Source organism: Nocardia sp. NPDC050710, from assembly GCF_040654375.1.
GTDB lineage: Bacteria > Actinomycetota > Actinomycetes > Mycobacteriales > Mycobacteriaceae > Nocardia.
In genome coordinates this window covers 12,300-33,938 of the sequence record NZ_JBFAHV010000022.1, presented here as the reverse complement: position 1 = coordinate 33,938, position 21,639 = coordinate 12,300, and the positions used below count along the sequence as shown (strand labels likewise).

The 21,639-nt window shown below is 65.8% G+C and carries 18 protein-coding genes; 1 reads left to right on the top strand and 17 read right to left on the bottom strand.

The window, feature by feature from the left end:
- Positions 1-4 precede the first annotated feature (4 nt).
- From AB0H61_RS29680 to AB0H61_RS29655, 6 genes are read right to left on the bottom strand one after another with little or no spacing between them, the layout of a single operon-like run.
- Positions 5-349, bottom strand: coding sequence for a hypothetical protein (locus AB0H61_RS29680; RefSeq protein WP_357310853.1), 345 nt, complete (start codon positions 347-349; stop codon positions 5-7).
- Positions 346-708, bottom strand: a complete 363-nt coding sequence (locus tag AB0H61_RS29675) for a hypothetical protein (RefSeq protein WP_357310851.1) — start codon at positions 706-708, stop codon at positions 346-348. The genes AB0H61_RS29680 and AB0H61_RS29675 overlap by 4 nt, the downstream gene beginning before the upstream one ends.
- Positions 705-1,421: a hypothetical protein gene (locus AB0H61_RS29670; RefSeq protein WP_357310850.1), complete on the bottom strand. Its 717-nt coding sequence runs from the start codon at positions 1,419-1,421 to the stop codon at positions 705-707. The genes AB0H61_RS29675 and AB0H61_RS29670 overlap by 4 nt, the downstream gene beginning before the upstream one ends.
- Complete coding sequence (locus tag AB0H61_RS29665; protein WP_357310848.1) at positions 1,418-1,762, bottom strand: hypothetical protein; 345 nt, start codon at positions 1,760-1,762, stop codon at positions 1,418-1,420. Before AB0H61_RS29665 ends, AB0H61_RS29670 begins: the two co-directional genes overlap by 4 nt.
- Positions 1,759-3,249 (bottom strand): PPE domain-containing protein, encoded by a 1,491-nt coding sequence (locus tag AB0H61_RS29660; RefSeq protein WP_357310846.1) that lies wholly within the window; start codon positions 3,247-3,249, stop codon positions 1,759-1,761. The genes AB0H61_RS29665 and AB0H61_RS29660 overlap by 4 nt, the downstream gene beginning before the upstream one ends.
- 24 nt (positions 3,250-3,273) lie before the next feature.
- Positions 3,274-4,935: a hypothetical protein gene (locus tag AB0H61_RS29655; RefSeq protein WP_357310844.1), complete on the bottom strand. Its 1,662-nt coding sequence runs from the start codon at positions 4,933-4,935 to the stop codon at positions 3,274-3,276.
- A gap of 1,021 nt (positions 4,936-5,956) precedes the next feature.
- Here AB0H61_RS29655 and AB0H61_RS29650 point away from each other — a divergent pair.
- Positions 5,957-6,919: a transglycosylase SLT domain-containing protein gene (locus AB0H61_RS29650; RefSeq protein WP_357310842.1), complete on the top strand. Its 963-nt coding sequence runs from the start codon at positions 5,957-5,959 to the stop codon at positions 6,917-6,919.
- 59 nt (positions 6,920-6,978) lie between these two features.
- Here the strand turns inward: AB0H61_RS29650 and AB0H61_RS29645 are convergent, their stop codons facing one another.
- The 11 genes from AB0H61_RS29645 to AB0H61_RS29595 all read right to left on the bottom strand — a co-directional run bounded on the left by AB0H61_RS29645 (position 6,979) and on the right by AB0H61_RS29595 (position 21,626).
- Entirely contained in the window at positions 6,979-8,892 is a 1,914-nt protein-coding gene (locus AB0H61_RS29645; protein ID WP_357310840.1) for an HEXXH motif domain-containing protein, read from the bottom strand.
- A gap of 100 nt (positions 8,893-8,992) precedes the next feature.
- The gene (locus AB0H61_RS29640; RefSeq protein WP_357310838.1) at positions 8,993-10,222 is read right to left on the bottom strand and encodes an FxsB family cyclophane-forming radical SAM/SPASM peptide maturase; all 1,230 of its coding nucleotides are present in this window, start codon (positions 10,220-10,222) and stop codon (positions 8,993-8,995) included.
- Positions 10,223-11,317 carry a DUF4226 domain-containing protein gene (locus tag AB0H61_RS29635; protein ID WP_357310836.1) on the bottom strand — a complete coding sequence of 365 codons (1,095 nt, stop codon included), beginning with the start codon at positions 11,315-11,317 and terminating at the stop codon, positions 10,223-10,225.
- Positions 11,318-11,757: 440 nt separating this feature from the next.
- Positions 11,758-12,627: a hypothetical protein gene (locus tag AB0H61_RS29630; protein ID WP_357310834.1), complete on the bottom strand. Its 870-nt coding sequence runs from the start codon at positions 12,625-12,627 to the stop codon at positions 11,758-11,760.
- Positions 12,628-12,636: 9 nt separating this feature from the next.
- A complete protein-coding gene (locus AB0H61_RS29625) occupies positions 12,637-15,120 on the bottom strand; it encodes a hypothetical protein (RefSeq protein WP_357310832.1) in 2,484 nt (827 codons plus the stop codon).
- Positions 15,117-17,612: an ATP-binding protein gene (locus AB0H61_RS29620; RefSeq protein ID WP_357310830.1), complete on the bottom strand. Its 2,496-nt coding sequence runs from the start codon at positions 17,610-17,612 to the stop codon at positions 15,117-15,119. The genes AB0H61_RS29625 and AB0H61_RS29620 overlap by 4 nt, the downstream gene beginning before the upstream one ends.
- Positions 17,612-18,094: a hypothetical protein gene (locus AB0H61_RS29615; protein WP_357310828.1), complete on the bottom strand. Its 483-nt coding sequence runs from the start codon at positions 18,092-18,094 to the stop codon at positions 17,612-17,614. Before AB0H61_RS29615 ends, AB0H61_RS29620 begins: the two co-directional genes overlap by 1 nt.
- Positions 18,091-18,351 carry a hypothetical protein gene (locus AB0H61_RS29610; RefSeq protein ID WP_357310826.1) on the bottom strand — a complete coding sequence of 87 codons (261 nt, stop codon included), beginning with the start codon at positions 18,349-18,351 and terminating at the stop codon, positions 18,091-18,093. The genes AB0H61_RS29615 and AB0H61_RS29610 overlap by 4 nt, the downstream gene beginning before the upstream one ends.
- 19 nt (positions 18,352-18,370) lie before the next feature.
- Positions 18,371-19,384 carry a conjugal transfer protein gene (locus tag AB0H61_RS29605; protein ID WP_357310824.1) on the bottom strand — a complete coding sequence of 338 codons (1,014 nt, stop codon included), beginning with the start codon at positions 19,382-19,384 and terminating at the stop codon, positions 18,371-18,373.
- Between the two features lie 66 nt (positions 19,385-19,450).
- Entirely contained in the window at positions 19,451-20,575 is a 1,125-nt protein-coding gene (locus AB0H61_RS29600) for a GAF domain-containing protein (protein ID WP_357310822.1), read from the bottom strand.
- Between the two features lie 157 nt (positions 20,576-20,732).
- Entirely contained in the window at positions 20,733-21,626 is an 894-nt protein-coding gene (locus tag AB0H61_RS29595; protein WP_357310820.1) for an ROK family protein, read from the bottom strand.
- Between the last annotated feature and the right edge of the window lie 13 nt (positions 21,627-21,639).

The window sequence follows — 21,639 nt, the reverse complement described above, 5'->3', positions numbered from 1 at the left end:
GAAATCAGATCGGCCGGGCTCCACGCACGGATGCGCCTCCCGCGATATCCGTGGTGTCGAGTGCGTTGGCGGCGACCGCGGCATGCGCGCGCGTCACTTCGGACAGTTCACGGCTGGGCGACAACACCGCGCCGAACTCGTCGACGATCCACCCGCACCATCCGTTGAGCGCACGGTCGAGATCCGATTCCGGGCGGCAGCTCGGCGTCAACTCCCCGACCACGGCGGACACTTGGTCGATGATCGTGGTGATGGCTCCGCTGTGCCGATCGGCGACCGCGATGACCTCCGCCGCGGGATCCATATCCACCCTGTCGAAGCCCGTGTCCGGGAGCCGATCCGCGGTCATGACGTCGTGCCGAGTTCGGCCCGCTCCATGGAGCGATACGAGTTCTCGGTGGGTAGATCGAAGGAATCGACGACGTAGGGGCGGGAACCGTTGTATTCCATCTCCTCTCGCAGCCCGACCCGGGATTTCAGATGCGCCAGCCGGGCAAGCTTCACGATCTCGGAGGCCAGCCAGCTGTCGCCGTTCTCGCGCGCCTCGTCGTCGAGATGTAAGCCGATGACCTCCCCGTCGCGGTTGCATGCGACACCGACGGTGCGATCGGCGTTGAAGACCTCGTAGATCCGGTTCTTCCAATCCGGTTCGGCCTCGGGCTCATCCGGGTCGGCGTCGTAGAAATCGATCGGCTGCGGATTTGTCATGGCGTGCTCTCCGAAAGTTGTCCACCGGTTCCGGTGGAGATCTGATTCAAAGCGGCAGGAGGTTCACCGCCGAGCTGCGCGGCGAGTACCGACCACGCCGCGTCACCCACGGTCATCACCTGACTCAGCTGCCAGAACTTGGTCCCGAGGTACATCTCCCCCGTGCCATCGTCGGCGACATCGAGGTGATCGGGCCCGTCGGTGGTGGAATTGAGGGTGACGGTGGTGACCGGGGGCTGCCCATCGTCGACGCTGACAATGGTCGCGCCACCGCCGGGGATGAAACCGTGCCTGCACCGTGGGCTGTCGCCGATGGCCAGATCGGCGCTATTGGTCGTGAGCGTGATCTCCGGATTCAACAGCAGTTGCAGCATCCAGGCCCTGGCGGCCACCTCGGGCCGGTCGGCATTGATCGCGACGGTGAGAGTGGCCGCGAGATCGATCACCAGCATCGACTCCGACGCGGTGACGCCGACGACCACCAACCGTTTGGGCGTACCCACCGGATAGGGCAGGTCATCGGCGGCCAGCGAGGTCGTCTCGGCGGCCGTGGCGGCCGCCGGGTGTGCGGTGACGGTGCCAGTGGCGATATCGATCGTGTACGCGGCGACGGGAGCGGGCATCCGCTCCGCGACACCGGCCAACCGGATCAGTCCCTCGTCGTGCAGCCACCGCACGGTGTCGGCGATGGTGACACCGGCGGGCTCCGTCACGACTGCCCCGCCGCCGCGTCGGCGGATGCCGGTTCGTTCTCCCAGGGTGTGACATCGTCCATCAACACCTGGTATTGCCTGGCGGCGTCCGCGGCGCTCTCGCGGATGGCGGTCACGATCTCATGGACGAGCTCCGGGCTGGACATCCTGGCGGCGGTGCCCGGCGCCAGGTAGAGACCGGTGAGCCGTCCCATCGCGTCGACCTCCGGAATGACAGCGCCGCTCGGCGAGGGCCTGCGCGCCTGGATGCCGTCGATCTTCTCGCGCAGATCGGCGATCCGGTGCCGCAGGTCGCGGGCGGCGTCGAGGGCCGCCTGCACATTGGGGTGGATTCGACTCATGCGCTACCTCCGGATTGACTCGAATTCTGTTGGGCGGGAGTCGGTGTCGGCGGTGTCACGGTCGGCGCGATGGTCGGCCGCTCGCCGATCACTCCCTCGGTATGGGGCGTGTCGTCGACATACATCAGGCGGTCGGGATGCCACGCGACAACGCGGTTGCGGTCGCCAGTGCCGCCGCCCGCACCGCCCGCGCCGGGCGCCATCGGCATATACGGCATCATCGGCATGCCCGCGGCGCCACGTGCACCGGCCGCGCCCGCACCGGATGCCGCCAGCGGCTCGATCACCGCTGCGCGGGGCAGCGCGGCCGCTGTGGGGCCGTTCGGCGCGGAAACCATCGGCAGCTGGGCCACCGGATAGGAGCTCAGGGAGCCACCCGCCCCACCGCCGCCTCCACCACCGTAGGAACCGGAACCGCCGCCGCCCGGCGATGGGATGCCCGGATAGCCGAATTCGTCCTCGAGGTATTCCTCGTCGGACCACTCATCGAATTCGGAATTCGGCTGGTTCAGCGCCGAATTGGCCATCTGCATCGCGTTCATGAGGGCGGGCATCATGGCCGACATGGCGGCGTCATTGGCACCGGAGTCATTGGATCCGCCCCCACCCGGCGTTTCCTTGGGCGGTTCCTTCCCTGGATCCTTCGGGTCTATGCCACGTTCCTTGGCATCGACTTCCACCTCGTAGCTGGTCACCGTCTCCGCTGATCGGGCGTTCTGCTCTTCGAATCTGGCCAGCGCCGCCTGGATCCGCGCCTCGTTCTTGGAACGCATTGCCGCCAGCAGCTCCTTGCGGGCGGCCTGAATCTCCTCCGGACTGGGATGCTTGGCCTTCGCCGTCCGAAACGCGTTGCTGTAGGTATCGATGCGGTCCGTCAGTGCCCGCAGGTCGTCGGCGACGTCATTCAGTGTGCCTCGATGCCGGGTGAGTTCGGCGGCCGCCGAGGCTCCGACCGGTCGCCAATTCTGCATCGCCAGCACCGACCGATCGACGCCATCGAGGACGTCGGCGTACGACTCGCCCATGAATCTGCGTATCCCGTCGGCGAATCCGGTGGGCGCGCTCGGACCCGGCCCGGCGCGCAACTGCTTCGCGAAGGTGAGTGGATCGATCGATCCGCCGGGCGCACCCGAGATCACCGGCGGCATTCGCGGGGCGAACTGCTCGACGGACGCGGCCGGATTCGACAGAATCTCACGGCCCGCGCCGCCGATCACGCGGCCGGCGTGATCGTCGGCCGTGCTGTAGTCGACGGCGGAGGCACCGACATGGTGTGCGGTACGGGCGATGTCGTTCAACACGTCGATCGCCTGGTTGAACACCGACGCCGTCTGGGCGTTGAGCCGCGGCACCGTCGATGCGGAAATGGGGTCGGCGCCCGCGGGCGGCACCCACCCACGAGGTATCGCCGCACCGGTTTGCTGGGCCAATACGACCAGTCTCGCCGCCTCCCTGATCAGTTCATCCAGGTCGACATCGAGTGCCATCGCCACCTCCTCTCAACACACGACTCAGGCGGGCGCGGCGAGCACCGGCGCCGACTGATCGGTCGGGGCGGTCGGGTCCGCGGTGGCATCCTTGGCCTGGGCGAGCTCGATGCCCGCGGGGTGCTTGAATCCGGCGAATGCTCCGAAAGATCCTGTGCTGTCGCTCATTTCGTTGGCGAACGGCTTCAGCACACCGTTGAGGACGGTCTCTTCCTTCTTCTCGGTCTTCTCCTCGTTATTCGCCGACGGCTTCTTATCTGCCTTGACAACGACCTCGACCGTGCCGGTTTCACCGGATCCGAAGACGACCGCTATCGCGGTGCGATCCTTCTCCCACGTGGCGACATCACCGGTGATCAGTTTGTTCGGATCGACAGGCTCGCCGATGTGGCTATTGTCGGCCCAGTGCGCTGAGGTCTTCTCGTAGGCGGTCTTCGCGTCGGCACCATCGAAGAACGCGGCGTCCAACGCCTGTGCCACGATCTGCGATACCCGCTGGGTGCGGTTGTCCGGGAAGGTGTACAGCACGCTTCCGTCCGCGTCGGGTGTGCGCTGCGGCGGGCCTGCGACCGGCTGCGTCTGGGGCTGTCCGGGCGGAGCCGGCGGAGCGGTGACCGCCGCCGGTTGCGCGGCGGCCACAGGCGCGGGCTGATTGCCTTGCGCCGCCGCGGGCGTAATGGGAGCAGGTGCGGCGACAACGGGTTCGCGTTCTCCGCGGTCCGGGTCGAGTTCGTTGCGGCGGCGATTCATGTCCGGGTCCATGATATTCCGCATATTCATCATGTCCCACGGGCTCATGCCACCCATGCCACCCATGCCGCTCATGCCACCCAAGCCGGAGTTGATCGGGGAAACCGGCTGCGGCGAAGGAGTATTGGGGGAGGACGGCGGTTGCCCGATATTGTCCGGCGGCGTGATGGGGTCCTTCGGCGGCGTGGTCGGATCCGATGGATCGCCGGGTAGCTTCGGGTCGGGGGTGGGCGTCGGAGTCTTCGGATCCTTCGGAAAGAGATCGTCGAGGCCCGGGAGCTCATTCGTGCCCAGGGGAGGAAATTTGTTGTTACCGCCGAGATCCGGCCCGGGTGGTGGGTTCAAGTTGTTGCCACCAGGGGGGCTACCCGGAGGGCCGGGCGTCTTCAGCCGCTCCTTCAGCTCCTCGATCTCCTTCCGCGCCTTCGCCAGCTCGGCCTTCAGCTCCTCGGTCGTTTTGCTGACCTCCCCACCGACCTTTTCCTGTCCCGAAATCGCCGTGGTCATGGCTTTCGCTCCGCTGTCAACGGCCGCCGTCATGTAGGTCAGCACCTGTTCGGTTTTGGTCGTACCGTCCGGCGGATACTTCGGCGCCTCGGCATTCATCTGCTCGATGACGTAATTGATTGCCCCCTTGCCCTCCTCGGCTTTGGCGACCGACTCGCGGGTGAGTGGCGCCAGCTGAGTGGTCGAATTGACGAGGGCACGATAGGCGTTCCGCATCCCCTGCGCCTTCGTCGCGTAAGTCGGGATCTTCGCCAACTCCTCACCCACAACCTGGGGTACATCCGGTGGCGTAGGCGGATCGGCCTTAGCGTCTGCGTCCTTGCCGAACCGCTCGAAGTACCCGCGGAACTTGACAGGCAGTTCCACGTATTTGTCGAGGACCGACTGACCGACCTGATACTCGGCGGGAAGCCTTTTGGGGTCGGGCATCCACATCGAAACCATTTCCATGGTGTCGCGCTTCAGACGGTGACGCCGGGTCTGCGGTTCGCATTCCCGATTATCGGGCTGGGTACCAGACCATTGGGATTGGTTATTCCATCTCCGAGCTCGATGATCGGCAAGCCCAGGGGTCTCGGGGGTTTCGGCGGTGGTTGCTTACCTGGATCAGCGGAAAACCACACCGGGACCGATCCGGAGCTCAAGGCCGCGACTGTCCGGCCCGCCCTCATGGTTCTCGCCGCCGACGCGCCGCCACGCATGAGCAGGCCTGCAGCGGCTCCACCCGGGATTGCTCCTGTCGCCGCGCCGAGACCTGCGGACGCGAAGGCATTACTCCAGTCCCAGCCATTCCCGTTCTGATTGACGCCACCCGCGATAAAGCCGGTCACGGCGCCCGCGACAGCGCCCCCGACCATCCCCCAGGGGGTGAACGCCGCGCCGACGGACAAACCCATGAGGCCGACACGCCATGCCTTGTCCCAGAATCCCATCAGCTCTCCTCCTCGATTCACCGATTGTCGGCGATTCCCAACCGCGGGAAGCCTCCGCCGGTGCGGTCCGGCAGGATCATTGACCAGCGGCCTCCACGAGTTCCACCGGCCGCCAGGGTGTCTGTGTCTCAACTGAACGCGGTGATCGATACAGGAGGAAGCACCGGAATGAGCCTCCGCACCGGACTGGTCGAACACACCGGAGTGTCCGGCGTGCGGGCGGTGCGCAGCGGCAGATCGTCTGTGCCGTACTGATGTCACCCATTCCCGACAGGTCTGAAACCGAGGTCCGCGAGGACGAGCGAACCGCCACGAACTCCGTCGAAATCGCACCCGGCCAAGACAAACGGGCCGCCGAGAGACGCCCACCGGTGCGTATGCCACCGCTATCGGCCACCGGCACAACCACATCGATGCCGTCCACACCCGCGGCGGCGTCTTCGGCTCCGATAGCGGCCCGAGGTGCTCAACCGGCCCCGATCCTCGACTCTTCGTCCGCGACAACCCCTTCGGCGGCTATGCCACGACCGGACACCGTCGCATGGTCGGGTGCGACCACACCGTTCACCGCGGCCGCCCTCGGTTCCCTCGCATCGATCGCCGCCCATTACGGCGATGGCGTTCCCACAGCCGACACCGGCCAGCCGTACGCGCCGCCGACCGTCGCCCACGGCGGTCCCTCCGGTCCGCGGCTCCATGAGGGCGAGCTGGGTTCGCGGTACACCGACCATAACCAGAATGTTTCTCGCCGTATCGACACCGTGGGCTCGCTCAATGCCGAACTGGGCCGCATCCTCGACAGCGCGGTCGACGACACCGTTCGCGGGCGCGCCGCCATCGCCGCCATTATCGCCGACGTCAATACGGCTCTGACCGCACTGGGCACCATCGAGGACACCGCCGCCGGACATCAACTGTTGATTACCACCCTGAGCACCGCATTACAGCGCGCCACAACGATATTGGCGCAGGGCAAAGCCGCCGCCGCACTCACCGCGGACCGGGTGGAGGCATTGGCCGGTCGATACCTCCGGGATTCGCGCCCACGCCGGTCCCGGCGGCGGCGCACGGTCGTTCCGGATCCCCGGCGAATCGGCAGCGGTCCGCCACGCACCCGCCCCTCGGGCCAGCAGGCCCAGTGGATCGATGAAGCCCTACAGGTGCTGCGGCAGAACGGCTATGACACCAGCCGCATCGATCCCGCCGATATCGCCGCGATCATCCAGCACGAGTCGAGCGGCAACCCGCATGCGATCAACCTGTGGGATAGCAATGCCGCGGCCGGAATTCCGTCCAAGGGCCTGATGCAAACGATCGACCCGACCTTCAATTCCTACTCCCTGCCGGGCCACCGAGACATCTGGAATCCGGTCGACAACATCATCGCCGGAGTCCGCTACGCCATCGACCGCTACGGGTCGGTCAGCGACGTACCGGGCATCCGCCAAATGCGCGGGGGCGGATCCTACGTCGGATACTGAAGCGATTCGGCCCTGAGGCCTCGCGGCCCTGACAGGAGGACTCGACATTCGGAGGGCTGTTACCTATCAGGCAGTCCTGAGAGCTCCCTATCTGCCAGTGTGCCGCTCGACAACCAGCGGAGGAGTTCGAGAATGCCGACCTCTTCACTTTCCGCACGCAGCGCCGCATATAGCCCGGCCATTACTTCGGGGTGTTCGCTCAGCATGCGGTAGTCCGTCTCCGGATCCAGGGTCGGCAGCGTGACCGCCAGGCCCGCCCACAGTTGCGGTCTGAGCGGGTCCGAGCGCATTTCCTCCGCGTACCGCGCGAGTGCGCACAGTACATCGCCCGCCAGATAAGCCCGGTCACCGCACGGCTGGTCCAGGGTGAACACCGCCGCTTCCTCGCCGATGCCCCGCTGCGTCAATGACTCCGAAAGGTACAGGTGACGATGATGATTCGGGATCGACCGCTGATCCACCGGGATCGCGGGTGGCAGGACCGCAGGAGGAGGATCCTGTGCGCGCCAGCCCGCGACCAAGTCCGCGATATCGGAGCTGCCCAGCGTCAGATTGCGGACCCGCCAGAAGGTCCGGTGCGCGGTGGACACCTCGGTAGCGGCGCGCCTGGCCTCGGCGGACACCTCCTCGGCGCTCCACGGTCGCATCGCATCCCGAAGCGTCTTCATCAGGTGTTCCCCCGCGGTCGTGAGCAATCCGGAGCTCAATGCCCGCGCTATCGCACCCTCCACCCGCATCCGCCACAACGCGAAGTCGACATGTGACCGCATGGATCGGTGACAATCGGCGTCGCGGTGGACTCGCCAGAAGTCCGTGACGCCGAAGAATGCGTAGATCCCCCGTACCAGATCGAGGATCGGTCTGGGATCGTCGTGCCACGGCACATAGAAGCGCGCACCGGTATCCGGGTCGAACAGCCGGACTTGATCGTTCAGCAGCGTGAACTTGGTGTGCTGGATCTCCCGGATCAGCGTGAGCGCCAGCTGGCAGGGATCGGCCGGGACGCTGGTGTACACGCACCCGACGCCATGGAACGAGGTGTGGCTCGCGGTTCTCGGGCGGGGGCCCAGTGGTGCCACCATCCGCAGGCAGCCGCGCATCGGGGTCAGGTACCGTGCGAAATCTCGATCCAGCAGATCCCAGGCCGACACGAAATCGTCCTGCCACAGCGCGACGTGTCCGGCCGCCAGACGGGGCGGGGTCGGCTGGTCCGCGCGCGTAGCCCGGAACGGGTCGAGATCGTCCAGCAACACATCCTTTTCACCGTCGGCACCACGCATCCGGCGCAACGGCAGCCACGAGGGGTCGGTCTCCTCGTCCGGGGACGGGACGACCAGGGTGGTGCCGCCTCGGGCAAACCGTAAGGCGCCGTCGGCTGTCCAGTGCAGTTCACAGTGGCCGTAGTCGCCGGTGGGGCCGAGTCGGGCCATGCCGATGCCCGGCAGCATCGCCACACCACCGCGCACCACCAATGTCATCGACCCCTCGGGGCGGCAGGTGACGCTCGCCGCCGCGGCAAGCCAGCCCAGATATCCGCAATCCGCCCACAGCGGCGTCGCCGAATCGTCCTCGGACGCATCAATCCGCTCCAGCACGTCGGCGAGCCACGGGCCGGTATGCGGGTACGTCAGCAGTGCCGCGACCTCGGCCGGATGCGATCGCTGCAAGTCGGCGAGGGCCCCATAGGCAAGGTGCAATCGGGCGCCATCGATCAACTCGGGCAATTTCGACGCCTTGACCACGAGGGTCCGCACCCGAAACATTCGCGTGATCAGCAGGCTGTCCGCCAACTTCTCCAGCGCGGCCACGCTGCCGTACCCCGAACTCAAATCGACGATGACCTCGTCTATTTCGGTGGCAGTCGCGCGCATGGCGATTCCCCCACCGCGATGCGAGGTGGCCATCTCCGATCCACGTTCCGGCGGCCACTCTTCACGACGCGAAAGCTCCGAGGCCACCGGCACGGATTCCATCCCTTACTCCTCTTGCCCGATACGTGACCAACTGGTGGGATGAATTCTAGTGCGGCACAATGCCATTCACGGATAGTTACTTCCCGGACACGGGAAGCGTTCACTCACCCAGCGCGGTGTCGTGGTCCGCGCGCAGGCGGAATCCGATGTGCATGATCAGCGCCGTCAGATCGGCGCAGTACACCGAGGGGTTGCGGAAGCCATTGTCCGCGCGATATCGGTGCGCGTACTGTCCACCGCCGCATATCGTATGGATCGGGCAGCGGCGGCAGGTGTCGCTTAGAGCCTCGACCCCGATCCGACGAGCCACCATGGACGGTTCCCACAGCGCCCTGTCGAGTGGGTTTGCCGCACCGACGGCCCGCGAGACGGCGGCGACCGCCGAGGCCGATCGCGGATCATCGACCTTTCCCAGAGTGCCGTCGGTGTCGATCACAACCCGCCGAATAGGCTGTAGCCCCACGGATTCGGACACGACCCGGCCACCGAGCAAGAGCTCGATGATGTCATCGAACAGTCGCACCCTCGGCTCCAAGACGGATGCCGGATACCAGCGATCGAAGATCTCGATCAGCCAGTTTCCATAGGGGGTGTCGCCGGAGCCGGGGTTCGGGTTCGGCGGGGGTGTTGTCCAGTCGCCGTGCGGAAGTCGGAAGTCGACCACCGGCGGATCGAATACCAGAAGCGACTCGTAGGTATCGACCGGATCGTTCGCAATGTCGATCGTGCACAGCAATCCCGAAAACAGGTGGCGTCGCTCATCGGTCACCAGCTGAGCCAGTCCCGCGACAACGCGCGCATAGCTCGCCGTACTTCGCCCCTCTCGGCGATGGCGATCGTTGCCGATCCGGTCGCCGTCGAGGCCGACAGCGATCCGGATCCCCCAGCGATCACAGATGCGCACGAACTCCTCGTCGAGCAGCACACCATTGGTCCGCATGCCGATCCGCACCTTGGTAATCGGCTCGAGCAACTCCCTGGCCAGCCGAGCGTACTCGGCCAGATTCTCGTGCCCGACCATCAGCGGTTCACCGCCGTGGAACAACAGATCCACCGCGGGCAGCTCGCAGCGGCGGGCATGCTCACCGATCATGCGGCAGGCGTCCGCGAATACTGTGCGACTCATCGTCTCGGGCCGCTCGCACCAACCCCGGTCGGCCACCGCGCAGGTGGAGCAATAGTCGCCGCAGCGACCGTGGATCTCGAGGACGAATTCGGTGAAAGGCGGTGGCTCCCAGCCCCTCCCACGCAGCTGCGTCAGATCCAATCCCGATGCGGGCCAGAGCTTCTCCTGCCGAGAGAGCCCCCACGGCACAGGCACGGATTCCATCTACCGAGTCCAGCGAGTCGCTCGGTAGTCGCGTGGCAGCGGGACCTCACCGATCGGCACCCCGGTGCGCGAGGCCGCGATACACCTGCCGTCTCCCATGTACATGATGACGTGTCCGGGGCCGCCGGAACCGAATGAATCGGCGGGGAAGATCAGATCGCCCGGCCGAATATTCGACGGATGGACCTGGGGCAGCTGGCGGTACTGTTCCTCCGCGGTCCGTGGGATGCGGACTCCGGCGGACGCCGCGGCGTACATCATGAGTCCCGAGCAGTCGAAGCCGTTGGGCCCCTCCGCACCCCACACGTAGGGTTTGCCGGTCTGCGCCACCGCCGTCGCAATCGCCTGCTGCGCGGCCGGTGTCATTCCCGCGCCACTACCGGCGGCGCCACCGAGGTTCACGTTGTATTGCTTGCCGAGCAGGTTGTAGACGTATTGGTTGGTGAGATGGCCGATGGCGTTCGCGGTGTCGGTGGAGTTGGTCTGTCCCGCGGAGACGATGGTGTGCGCCTTTTGCAGTGCGGTCGTGAGGATCTGACGGATCTTTTGCTGGCCTGCCTTGGTGTAGGCGAGCGGGCCCAGTTCGACCAGAGCGCGATTGACCTCACCCAGCAGCGCCTTGACCGCGTTCCGGTCGACCTTGTTACTACCGGCGAGGCCGACCATGTATTGGGCGAGCTGGTTGTCGAGGTTGTAGAACGCGGTGCGGGCGTTGCGCTGGAACAACTGCTTCGCCCGGATCATATTGGCCGATTCACCCGAACCCGGATCGGTGCCCGGAGTTCCCGGGGTACCGGGAGTGCCGGGGCTGCCGGGTTTGCTGGGGCGACCCGGCGTGGCCGGGGCGGTCGGTTCGCCGTCACCGTAGACCTCGGCCAGTTTCTGTAAGGTTTGCAACGCACGCATGGTTTCCGGCGACCACCCGCCCTCGGGGGCACCGGTATCGGTGCCGGTTTGCGGTGGAGCGCTCGACTCACCACCACCGGAGCCCAGCCCGGCCAGCGCCGAGGCGATCATCGGCAGCACGCTCATCGCCATCATCCCGGCGCCCATCGCCAGGGGAGCCGCATCCGCGATCATCTCCGGATCGATCAACGGCCCAGCGGGTCTCGCCGGTGCGAGTTCGGGATGGGTAGGCACACTATCGGTGCGGGGCGCTACGGCACCCGCACCACTCGAACCCGCTCCGGGCACAGCCCCTGTCGGCGGCACTGCCCCTGCACCGGGCCCAGCCGCAGCGCCCGGTGCCGCCTGCGCCGAACCCACCACCGGCGCACTACCGGCGCCGGCCGAACCCACCGATGCGGAACCAGGCCCACCAGAACCCAACCCCGAACCTGCACCGGCCGACGACGCACCGGCACCGGCACCGGACGGCAGACCACCCGGCACACCCGCACGCGCACCGGACCGCGACCCAGCCGGCCGCGACCACGGCGTCCCCGACCCCGAATCACCCTCACCCGCACCCGCGTCGGTCTCACCCGGATCAGCCTCCCCGACAGCCTCACCCGTCCCCCACACCTGCGCCCCGGTCATGACCCACTCCCCAGCACTCGTTTCACCCGAACGTCGCTGTCGGCCGGAATCAGCTGCCGCACAATCCGTCCGGAGACCGCGTCGCAGGTCACCAGGTACGACGAGTCGATCGCGAGACCAACCTGGGTCGGTGCACTATCCCGGTAATCCCAGAAGATCAGATCTCCCGCCGACACCGCGGCAGGCTCTACCCGGTGGCCGCAAACCCCTTGCCCCGCAATGATGTCCGGAAGCACGACGACAACGGGGCTGGAGCCGGTTGTCGACGTCGGCGGCTGCCCACACCCGCCGGGAGCCGGTTGCTCCCCTGCGGGCAGCGCCCACGCGGTCGGGGCCGCACCGGCGGTCGAATCCGATACTTCACAACGGCCGGTCAGAGCGGCTCGGGAGGCCTGGTAGATCACGTATTGCGTCAGCGCCGCGGAGGTCGAGACCGTCGACGGAAAGACCTCCGCCATGGCCAGTGCCCGGGCACAGTCGACGGCGAATCCCCCGTTGATATCCCCTAGCGCCGGGCCCTGATAGAACGCCGAGGGCATCGCGGCCGCACAGGCGCGCTGCCAAGGAGAGGCATCCGTATCATCGGCCGCGATAGTCATTTGCGCATAGGGATTGGCCGTAGGCGGCACGAAAGACGGTCGCGCCTCGGGGGTTGCGCGCATTCCGGGAGTCGAAGTCGCGGTGATCGCCGGATCGGGCCCGACCGCACTGTCGCACTGGTTGTACAGGTCCGCGTAGCCGGTCGATACCGCTCCGCCGCCGACCACAGCGACCACGATGCCCAACCCGCCGCACAGTGCGCCAATGGCCACCAGCGCCCATATCCAGATCGGCACCGTCGTGAGAAAGATAATTTTGGCGAGCATCGACAATGCCTACGGAATCCCGGCGCGGGTATCGCCCGGCCTCAGTTCCAGATGCCGTCCCACCGGGGACAGCGCTTGGCTCCATCCACTGCGCCGGCCGCTTACCGGTGGAACACCCGAGGACCACGGGGTCGGGACCTTACCGTCTGCGCGCATATCGCTGTACGCAGCATCGGCCAATTCCTTCTGGGCTGTCTGCCACAGTCGCTCGTCGTGTGGGTTCTGGAGCACATTGGCGACCGACTCGTTGACCCGACGGGCGTGTGCGGCTCCGATCGCGCCCTGAATCTGCCTCGCGTCTTCGGTAGTGAGGCCCGTCAGATCCGCATGCGCATGGGGAATCGCGGTCGTCGTATCACCTTTCATCCATTGACTCAGCGCCTCCATCTTCTCCGCTTTCAGATGATCGGGACCGTTCATATAGTCCCTCAAGTACTGCCGCGCCTGCGGCGATCCGAGGCGGATCCCATGGGGGGAATTTTGGGAAAATTCGAGCGCCGCCTCCTGCATCACCGTCATATGGGCCGCGACTTCTTCTGCGGAACCCCTGCCGCTCACCAGACGTGATGCGGATAGATGCGCCTGCTTCATCGAAGAAAGCGCGAACCCGAGATCCTTGTTGCTGACGCCTTGACGTTCGGCGTTGTTCCACGCATTTTGCCAGCCCGACATCAAATGCGGTATCCACTTCTTATCCCTGAATTTGGCGCCACGCAACGCGCCGTACGCGGAGTCAATGCCGCCACCTTGCTTCATCACAGCAGCCATGGCCGCCCCGGCACCCCGAATCGAATTGATACCTCCCCAGGACTTTGCGGCAGCTTTCGCTTCACCCACAAATGGAACCCATTTCATGATGCTCTGGGCATTCGCGGGCTCGAAGAATTTGCCCTGCGCCTTGTACTTGCGTTTCGTCGCTCGGGCCTCCTTCCGAGCGAGAGGATTCAGCGGCCCCCGCACCCCTCCGGCCAGCCACGCGGTCGCCGGGTTCAAATTGAGGGCGTTGATGGCGCCGACCCCGGCGAGGAATCCCATACCGCCCGACCCGCCGCTGTTCGACCGCATCGTGCCCATGCCCAAGGCGGTTCCACCGCCGGATCCCGATCCAGTACCACCGCCGCCGCCACCTTGGATTGCCAGCGCGAACCGGTTGGCGATCCAGTCGTTACCACGATCCAGGCTTGCGCCGAGCGTCTTCAGCTGGCTCACCGCAATGAATTGCACGATAGCGCCGAGGATGAGAACCCTCATGACCTGATCCTGGGCCTGCTCGAACAGCAGGCCCAGGAATAACAGGTAGAAGGCGAGCGCAATCGTATACAGCGCCATAGCAACAGCCGCAATAAAGGCGTCGACGAGGTTCCGGACCAAAAAGGTCTGTGTCGGCCCGTAAACGAACCCACCCGCGGCGAATCCGAAAATCGACATGAGTCCGTGATAGACGGCATGCAAGGCTCGCGAGATGATCTTGGTTGCCAAATATGCGGCGAAAACCAAAAATACCAGCGCAGAAAGTATCATAAGCAGACCCGAGCTGATCTGTCCCACACTCGGATGTTCGGTCTGCTGGTACGCGGCATTATCGCCGCACCCCTTGATCGCGGACTTCAGCCGGTCGTTCTCGCCGGTCCGTGCGCCCGCCGACCACGCCGCACCGCAGGCCCCGCGCATATCCACGATGTGCCCGAAATTCCATACCTGCAATGGTTTTCGAGCAAAGTTGTCCGCCATCTGTGCCTGCATCACGGGCACCAGCTGTGCCGGATTCGGATTCGCGTCGCCGTTCAACCCGGCCGCCACCGACAGACCTACATTCCGCCCCTGTGCCAGCCACCCGTCCGAGGACAGCACATCCGCCAACGGATCCGCGAGGAATACCGGCCCTACCACCGCTACCGCCAACATGGTGATGGTCTGTAGCGTGGCTTTGGCATGGTAGCCACGCACAATGAACCAGGCCACCACGAACGCGCCGATGGCCGCGGCGGTCGCCAGCATCAGCGGTGTGGCCAGTGTTTCGGTCAAACCCCCCGCCACGCCACGCAGGATCGACGCGAACGAATCCATCCACCGAAAACTCAAGGTGTAGCCGATGAACCAGATCCCGGTCGTCACAATGGCCAGCCAGCCCGCGAACTCCATGCTGATCACCAGCGACATCACCGTATCTTGTGGTCGCCATATGGCGCCGCGATCGGTGGCGAACATATAGCTCGACAGGTCCACCCCCGAGGTGTCTTTGACCTGAGTCCAGCTGAGGGCGCTGACGGCCGCCGATCCTTCGGTGGAGCTGCTGGCGTGCGCGGTGGAGATCACACCCACGACGGCGGGGAATATCACCAGACCGAAGACTGCGATCAGCAGCCACGTGCTCCAGCGTCGACGCCGAGTCGCATTGACCCACAGTAGAATCCGGCGACGTACGGCACGCGGCTGCCACCGAGTCGGATCCCAGAACTCCAGACTCGACGCCGACCGGCCGGCGGTGGTCACGAGCCGCCCTGACGTTCCGGCGTGCTCCCGATCGCCATGGCTCGGTCGAGCCGGGCCGGCCCGAGCACCTTGCCGCGACCGATCCGATTCAGCGCGTCACGCATGAACATTTCGCCCCGGCGCTCCTCCGGCACCTGCCGTCCGGCGGCGATCGGCGGCGAGGTCTCCTCCCGCAGGATCTGCAGGAGAAACGGCGTCTCTTCCAAGTCGACGCCCAGCCATTCCAGACTGTTGCGGGCCAGGGTTTCATCACGCTGGCGGAATACGAAGCGGTTGGGAATGAGATTATGTGCCGCGCCCTGGAAGTCGGTCGCCGGATCGTGCGAGGCCAGCCCGATCGCCGCCAGGTGCTTACGGCCGTCGCGGCTGAAGTCCGAGGTCACCGCCGAGCCCACCTGGGTCTGGGTGAAATGGTGCGCCTCATCACCGACCAGCAGCCCGAATCTGCCGTTGTCGGTGAGGAATGCCTCGCGCGCGGCGACGCCGACCAGTTCGTACAGCGCGGTTCCGAGCCGCTTGGTCAAGGGCAACCTGCTGTACAGGTGCGGTGTGGTGAGCTCCTCCGCGGTCGGCAGCGCCAGGTGGTGGCTGCGAACGACGGTCGCCGCGGCGTCGAGCCGCAGTGGTTTGAGTTTCGGATCGAAGAGCACCGGTACCCGTTCGACCACGGTGCCCAGCCGCGCCGCGAGGTCGGCGTACTCCTCCCCGATTCCCGGCTGATCACAGAGTCGCCGCACCGTGTGGTACAGATCCAGAAGACTCCGAATGCCGTGCTCGGCAATGCCTTTGGGCGTCAGCAGGTTGCTGGCGGCAGCACCGGCTCCCGAGGTCGGGGACAGATCCAGCAGCGGCAGAATCGAATCCAGCGCCCGCTCCCCGGCGATCCGCGGGTGGAACAGGCGCAGCGGATCCAGCGATACCGTCGGATTCGCCAGATCGATGATGACGGCGTCATCGATCGAGGACGCGAAATACTCCCACTCCCCCACCTGACTTCGGTCGATCGCCAGGAACTGACCGCCCATATCGTGTACGAGCACCGCCATGAGCTTGAGGAAGTAGGACTTACCCGACCCCAGCTCGCCGGTGACCGCGAACGACGCGGACATATCGTGTAGCGCCGCCTCCATGATGCCGAAGTGGATCGGCTCGAAATTGCCCGACAGCAAATTGATTCCGATCACCGGTCCGCTGTCGTCACCGATCTGGCTGGTGGTGAACGGCACGAAACCGGCCCACATATCCGAGGGGACGATATGCGCGAAGTCGTCGTACGCGCGCCGCGGCTGGCTACCCGGAATCATCATCGACCACAGATCGATCTGGGCGCCGATCGGAGTGGTCATCTCCACTTGAAAACGCTTGTAGCGCCGCTTGAGCGCGTTGACCGCGTCCATGGTCTCTTCACGAGAGTCGCCGCCGATCGCGATGACGGTGGTGAAGGACACCTCCGATTCGCCGCCGTTGACCTCGAAGTGCTGGTTGTACTCACCGAGCATCTGGGCCTTGGAGGTCAGCGTGTTCTGTGCGAAGGAGATCTCCTGGTCCCGCTGATCCATCTGCTCGCCCAGGCGACGCAGGTTCAGCTCATTATTCTTGAGCACCTGATCCGCGGGCTTGGTCGAGATCCGCATACCCCAGTCGACGGTGACATCCCCCAGATTCTCGAGCACATTCAGGAACTCGCTGCCGCCCGGAAATGTCATGCCCCCATAGGGGAATGAATGCGGTGTGAGCATCGCCTGGTAGGACGGCAGGTACTCGTAGTCCGGCTGCACGATCTTGATCACGGGTACGAAGGAGGGTCGAATGCGGCGGTTGCTGTCGGCCTGCGCACCCTCGTCCAGGGCCGCGGAACGGAAGACGGCCGCCGTCGCGTCGTCGAGTGCCCCCGCCCGCGTCGGCGCGACCGGATCGCTCGACGCACCGCGCGACAGATAGTGCTCCCACAACCATTGGAAGAGTGCGGCGGGGACCGGAACCGGGTCGAATTCGCCGCCGATGCGCGAGAGGATCTCATTCGCCGTCGCGTCGTAGCTGTCGAGGTCGGCGCGAGCGATGGCGGTGGCATCGATCGTGGTACTGCCGCCGCGCCACATTCTCGACAGCGCGGACATACCCGGATTGGTGGATCCGACCGGAATCGAGAGCAGGTGGATCCGGGTGCGTGGCCCGATGGCCTGGACCCGATCGTAGGAGGCCACCACCTCGGCGGCGTAGTCCTCGCAATCGTCGAGATCGACGCCCTCGACCATCTTGCTGAGTACGTCGAGGGTGTTGAGCTCGGCTTGGATACCGAGCAGCAGCGAGCCGTTCGGCAGGCTGGTGACCAGCGCGTGGTGAGCCTGTTTGACGTCGAACTTATGTGTCGCCTTGCGCAATCCGTAGCCGAGCGGGTTGATGAAGTAGGTCGCGGTGACCAGACCCGCATGGGTGAATTGCAGATTCCCGCGAATCGCCGCGGTGGGCTGGAGATCTCGTCCGAAGGCCATCAGCGTTGCCCCTCACCGGTGATCGCTTCGATCCAGCCCCCGGGCAGTGCCGGTTGTCCACCCGCGGGTACCGGTGATGCGAGTACGAAGTCCGGCAGCAGGAGAACTGTGGTCTCCTCGACGAAATAGGTGTCGCGCACGGAGTCGGCGGTGATCGGCATGCCGGAGGCCGAGACCGGCTTGCGGAAGAAGATGATCCGGCCCAGCCACAGCGCCCGGGAGATGATCCGGACGCCAGTGTAGGGCACCAGCCCGAGCAGGAAGACGACCAGTATGGTGAGCGCCAATCCGACGATGAAGGTGACCGCCGGATTCACCGGAAATGTCATGGCGCACAACGAGACCACCAGAAGCCCACCCGCTCCGCCCGCCACCTGCGGCAGCGTGTACGGCCCGAACGGCAACTTCTGCCCGTTCTGCGCCTTGCCGATCATGGTCGGCACCCGCTTGATCGGCGTGAAGACCTTGATCACCTGGGTCATCGATATCCCCCGATCGGATGATCGGGAACGATGAGATTGGCATCGGTGCGGGCGTAGTTGACCAGCGTCGGCAACATCCAGAGCATGACCGCCGCGAGAATCGCCGATCCGGCGACCCCGAGTATCTTCGCCGGGGACAGTTTGGATTTGGCCGACTCGGTGATCAGCACCGAGATGGCGAGGATCGTGATGAGAATCAGGCCCGCCCAGCGGACGAAGAGCAGTATGCGGACCAGGATTTCGCTCAAATTACCCATGGAGCTGCCTCTTCTCCGATCAGTTCTGGGTCGGCGGCGGAATCCGCACCGAGCTCGAAGGTGCTGTGGTCGTAGCGGTTGCGGCTGCGGTTGTCGGTGCAGGACGGCCCGGATCGTTGCCGACGATCAGGGCGAGCGGATCGGCCAATGCCGGAATCGGATCCATGGACCGCACCTGCCACTGCCCCTCGGTGCGCACCAGAGTCAACGGATACGCCAGCGTCGCGGTGGCGCCGCCGTCTCCTTTCGGATTGACGTTGGCCAGCACCCGGGCGGTGGTCCCCCGGGTCCCGCAGCTGGAGTCGTCGGCCATGATCGACGCGGTCTCGAGCCCGGTGAACGGGGTCGGCCGCAGAACCGATATCCCGGCGTCGAGGGTGGTGTACCGGGCCACATCGCCATTACCGGTCAAGAAGGCCGTCAGAAATCCCGAGGCCACCTGCGCCAGTGGCGTATCCGCCGAACACGGTCCCGAGTACGCGAGCGCCAGATCAGCATTGCGGCCCGGCGGCTCCACCTCGGCGGGCACCGACAGCGCCCGGCGCAGACCGTCGGCGACCGACACCGCGACTCGGAAATATTGCCGCGCTCCGGAAATCGCACCGGTGCCCTTGCCGACCTTTACCGACACGGTGACTGCCCAGACGTCCAAATTGCCGCTGGAAATGGCGCGCGCCAAATACACCACGATCGGATCGGAGACCTGACGACCGGTCGCGGGCAGCGTAATCTGCTGCCCGGTCACGTATTCCCCGATCCGCTCCTGTTGTCCGGCAGCGGCACCCAGATAGGCGACCACGAACTCCTCGGCGAACGCCGACGCGAGCTGGGCGTGCCCGATGACCCCGATCGTCGGATCGGTGGCCCGGGCGGGCGCCGCCGACGAGAAGATGCTGAAGATCGCATGCCCGCCCCCGAGCACGGCCAGGACCGCCAGAACGGCGACCACGATATTGTCGCGGCGGCGACGCGCGGCCATTCGGCGAAGCAGCGCCTCACCCGAATCCGCTTGTCCGCCAGCCGCTGTCCGCATTCTCGAAATGGTAGAGAGCACAGCCGACCCGACTTTCAACAATATTCCCAACAACGGGAAGAACTATCAGCCCACCGGGCTGTGCTTCATGCGACCGGCTAGCCAGTGCCGCAGTTGCTCGTCGTAGCCGATCGCCACGCTCGACCGATGCCGCTCCAGCGCATCGCGATGGGGCTCCAGCATCGGAACGTCGTCCGCCACGCGCACGAGCTGCGCGATGGCGAGCTTCCGATTCGAGAATCCGGGGTAGGGATAGAGCAGCAGCGAGGTCGGCGTGTAATCACCCCGGTAGTTGAGGGCACGCACGGTGACTCCCGCCGAATCACCGGACCGGAGCCGGTCTCCGAGCTCCACCAGCCGGGCGCGGTCATCGGGATGGAATACATCCACCGGACGGAACAGATAGTCCCACCGGATCCAGGGCGCCGGATCGGTGAGCCAGTGCGAGATGCTGGTGCGGGCGAGCTGCACCACCGCGAGATGCGTTCCGGCACGACGGTGCGCCTCCCGCAATCCGATTCGCTCCAACGTCGGCGCTGCCGATGGCACCTGCTCCGATGTGACATCCTCGATCAACCACCACGCGCCCCGCGCCTTGTCGTCGTCACGAACGCGCATGGTGATCCGCCACCTACCGGGACGTCCGGACCCATCCGTCACCGTGACGTCGAACTGAAGCTTGCCACCGGGCTGCGGGGCATAGAGGAGATCGAGCACCTCGGCATGCCGGTCGAATGTCGAAACCCGATGGAACAGTTCCGCTATCGACATCCGCGGCACGTACTCTTCGGCCGAAACACCGGGCAGCCGCACGATATCCGCGGGCAGACGAATGGTCTGGCTGTCGAGATCCCAGATCGCTCCCACGGCAGCGGGCAGCATCGGCGCCGCCGCGGCCGCGGATCCGAGCCACAGCCGAACCGCGTGCACGTCCCCGTCCGGCCCCAGCACCGGTTTCACCCTCAGCTTGTGCGGGCCCGAGGCGGTCGGGATCGTCAGGTCGATTTCCTCGGCCCTGTCCCGCACCGCGCCGATGGCGGCACCGATGCCCTCGGTTGTGAGGCCGTCGTAGAGTGCGGGCGTCTTGGCCAGGATCCGTTGCAGCACACGCTGCCAGCCTGCGAACTCGCGCGGCCCATCACCCACCGACGCCACCGAGAGGGCGTCGGGCGCCAGAGTCTCGACCGTCACCCACGGAATCACCACGCCACTGTTCATCGCACTCGCCCGTACCCGCCGTTCACCGTGGAGTCACCGCCCAGACGGTAACTTGCAATACGTAAGCAATGTACCGCTGTATAGCGGCACGATCAATAGGTTCGGTGAGGTTCCGTGCAGCGCAAAGCGATCACTCGGTGTTGGCCGACAGCGCGAGCACGCCGGCACCTGCCAGTGGCCCCAATTCACCGAGTTCCGATGGCACAACGCGCAGCCCGGGCAGGAAGCTGAGCCGGGCATGTGTCGCAACGGCGGCGCCGAGGGGCTTCCACAGCTCCGGACCAGCGGCAGCCAGGGTGCCACCGAGCACCACCAGGTCGTGGTCGAGCAGCGCGGCCACCGAGGCGATCGCCCGCCCGAGGGCCGTTCCGGCGCGCTCCATCGCGGACACCGCGACCGCTTCACCTGCCCCTGCGGCCTCGATCAGCTCGGCGATCGACTCCCCGGTCCACCCCTTCCCGCGCGCCCAGCGCAGCACGGATGTCGCGCTCGCGACCGCCTCCAGACACCCGCGCCCACCGCAGGTGCAGGCATCGTCGAAGCCTGGGACCAGCACATGGCCGACATGCCCGCCGTTCCCGGTGCGCCCCACTACGACGAAACCGCCCACCATGACACCGCCGCTGATGCGATCGGAGACAGAGATACACAGAGCGTCCATCACCTCGACGGTCGCACCGAAGGTCCGCTCCGCCAATGCCATGCAGACCCCATCGAGCGCCAACAGCACCTTCGCCGCCGGGAACAACTTCTGCGCCGCTTCGACAATGCCGAAACCCATGCGCCACTCCGGCACTTCGACCGGCGCCACCACTCCCGCCGACATATCGATCGGACCGAGAGCGGCGATACCCAGACAGGTGACCTCGCCGCCTTCGGCAACCTCGATCAGCAACTCCCGGCACCGATCCCAGGCCTGCCGGTCCGGTATCGGGATCCGGCGGATGTCCTCCACTTCGACATCCGCAGCCACGCGGCTGGCCGCGAATTCGGTCGAACCGATCTCCAGGGAGAGCACTGTCATGAGTTTCCTATCG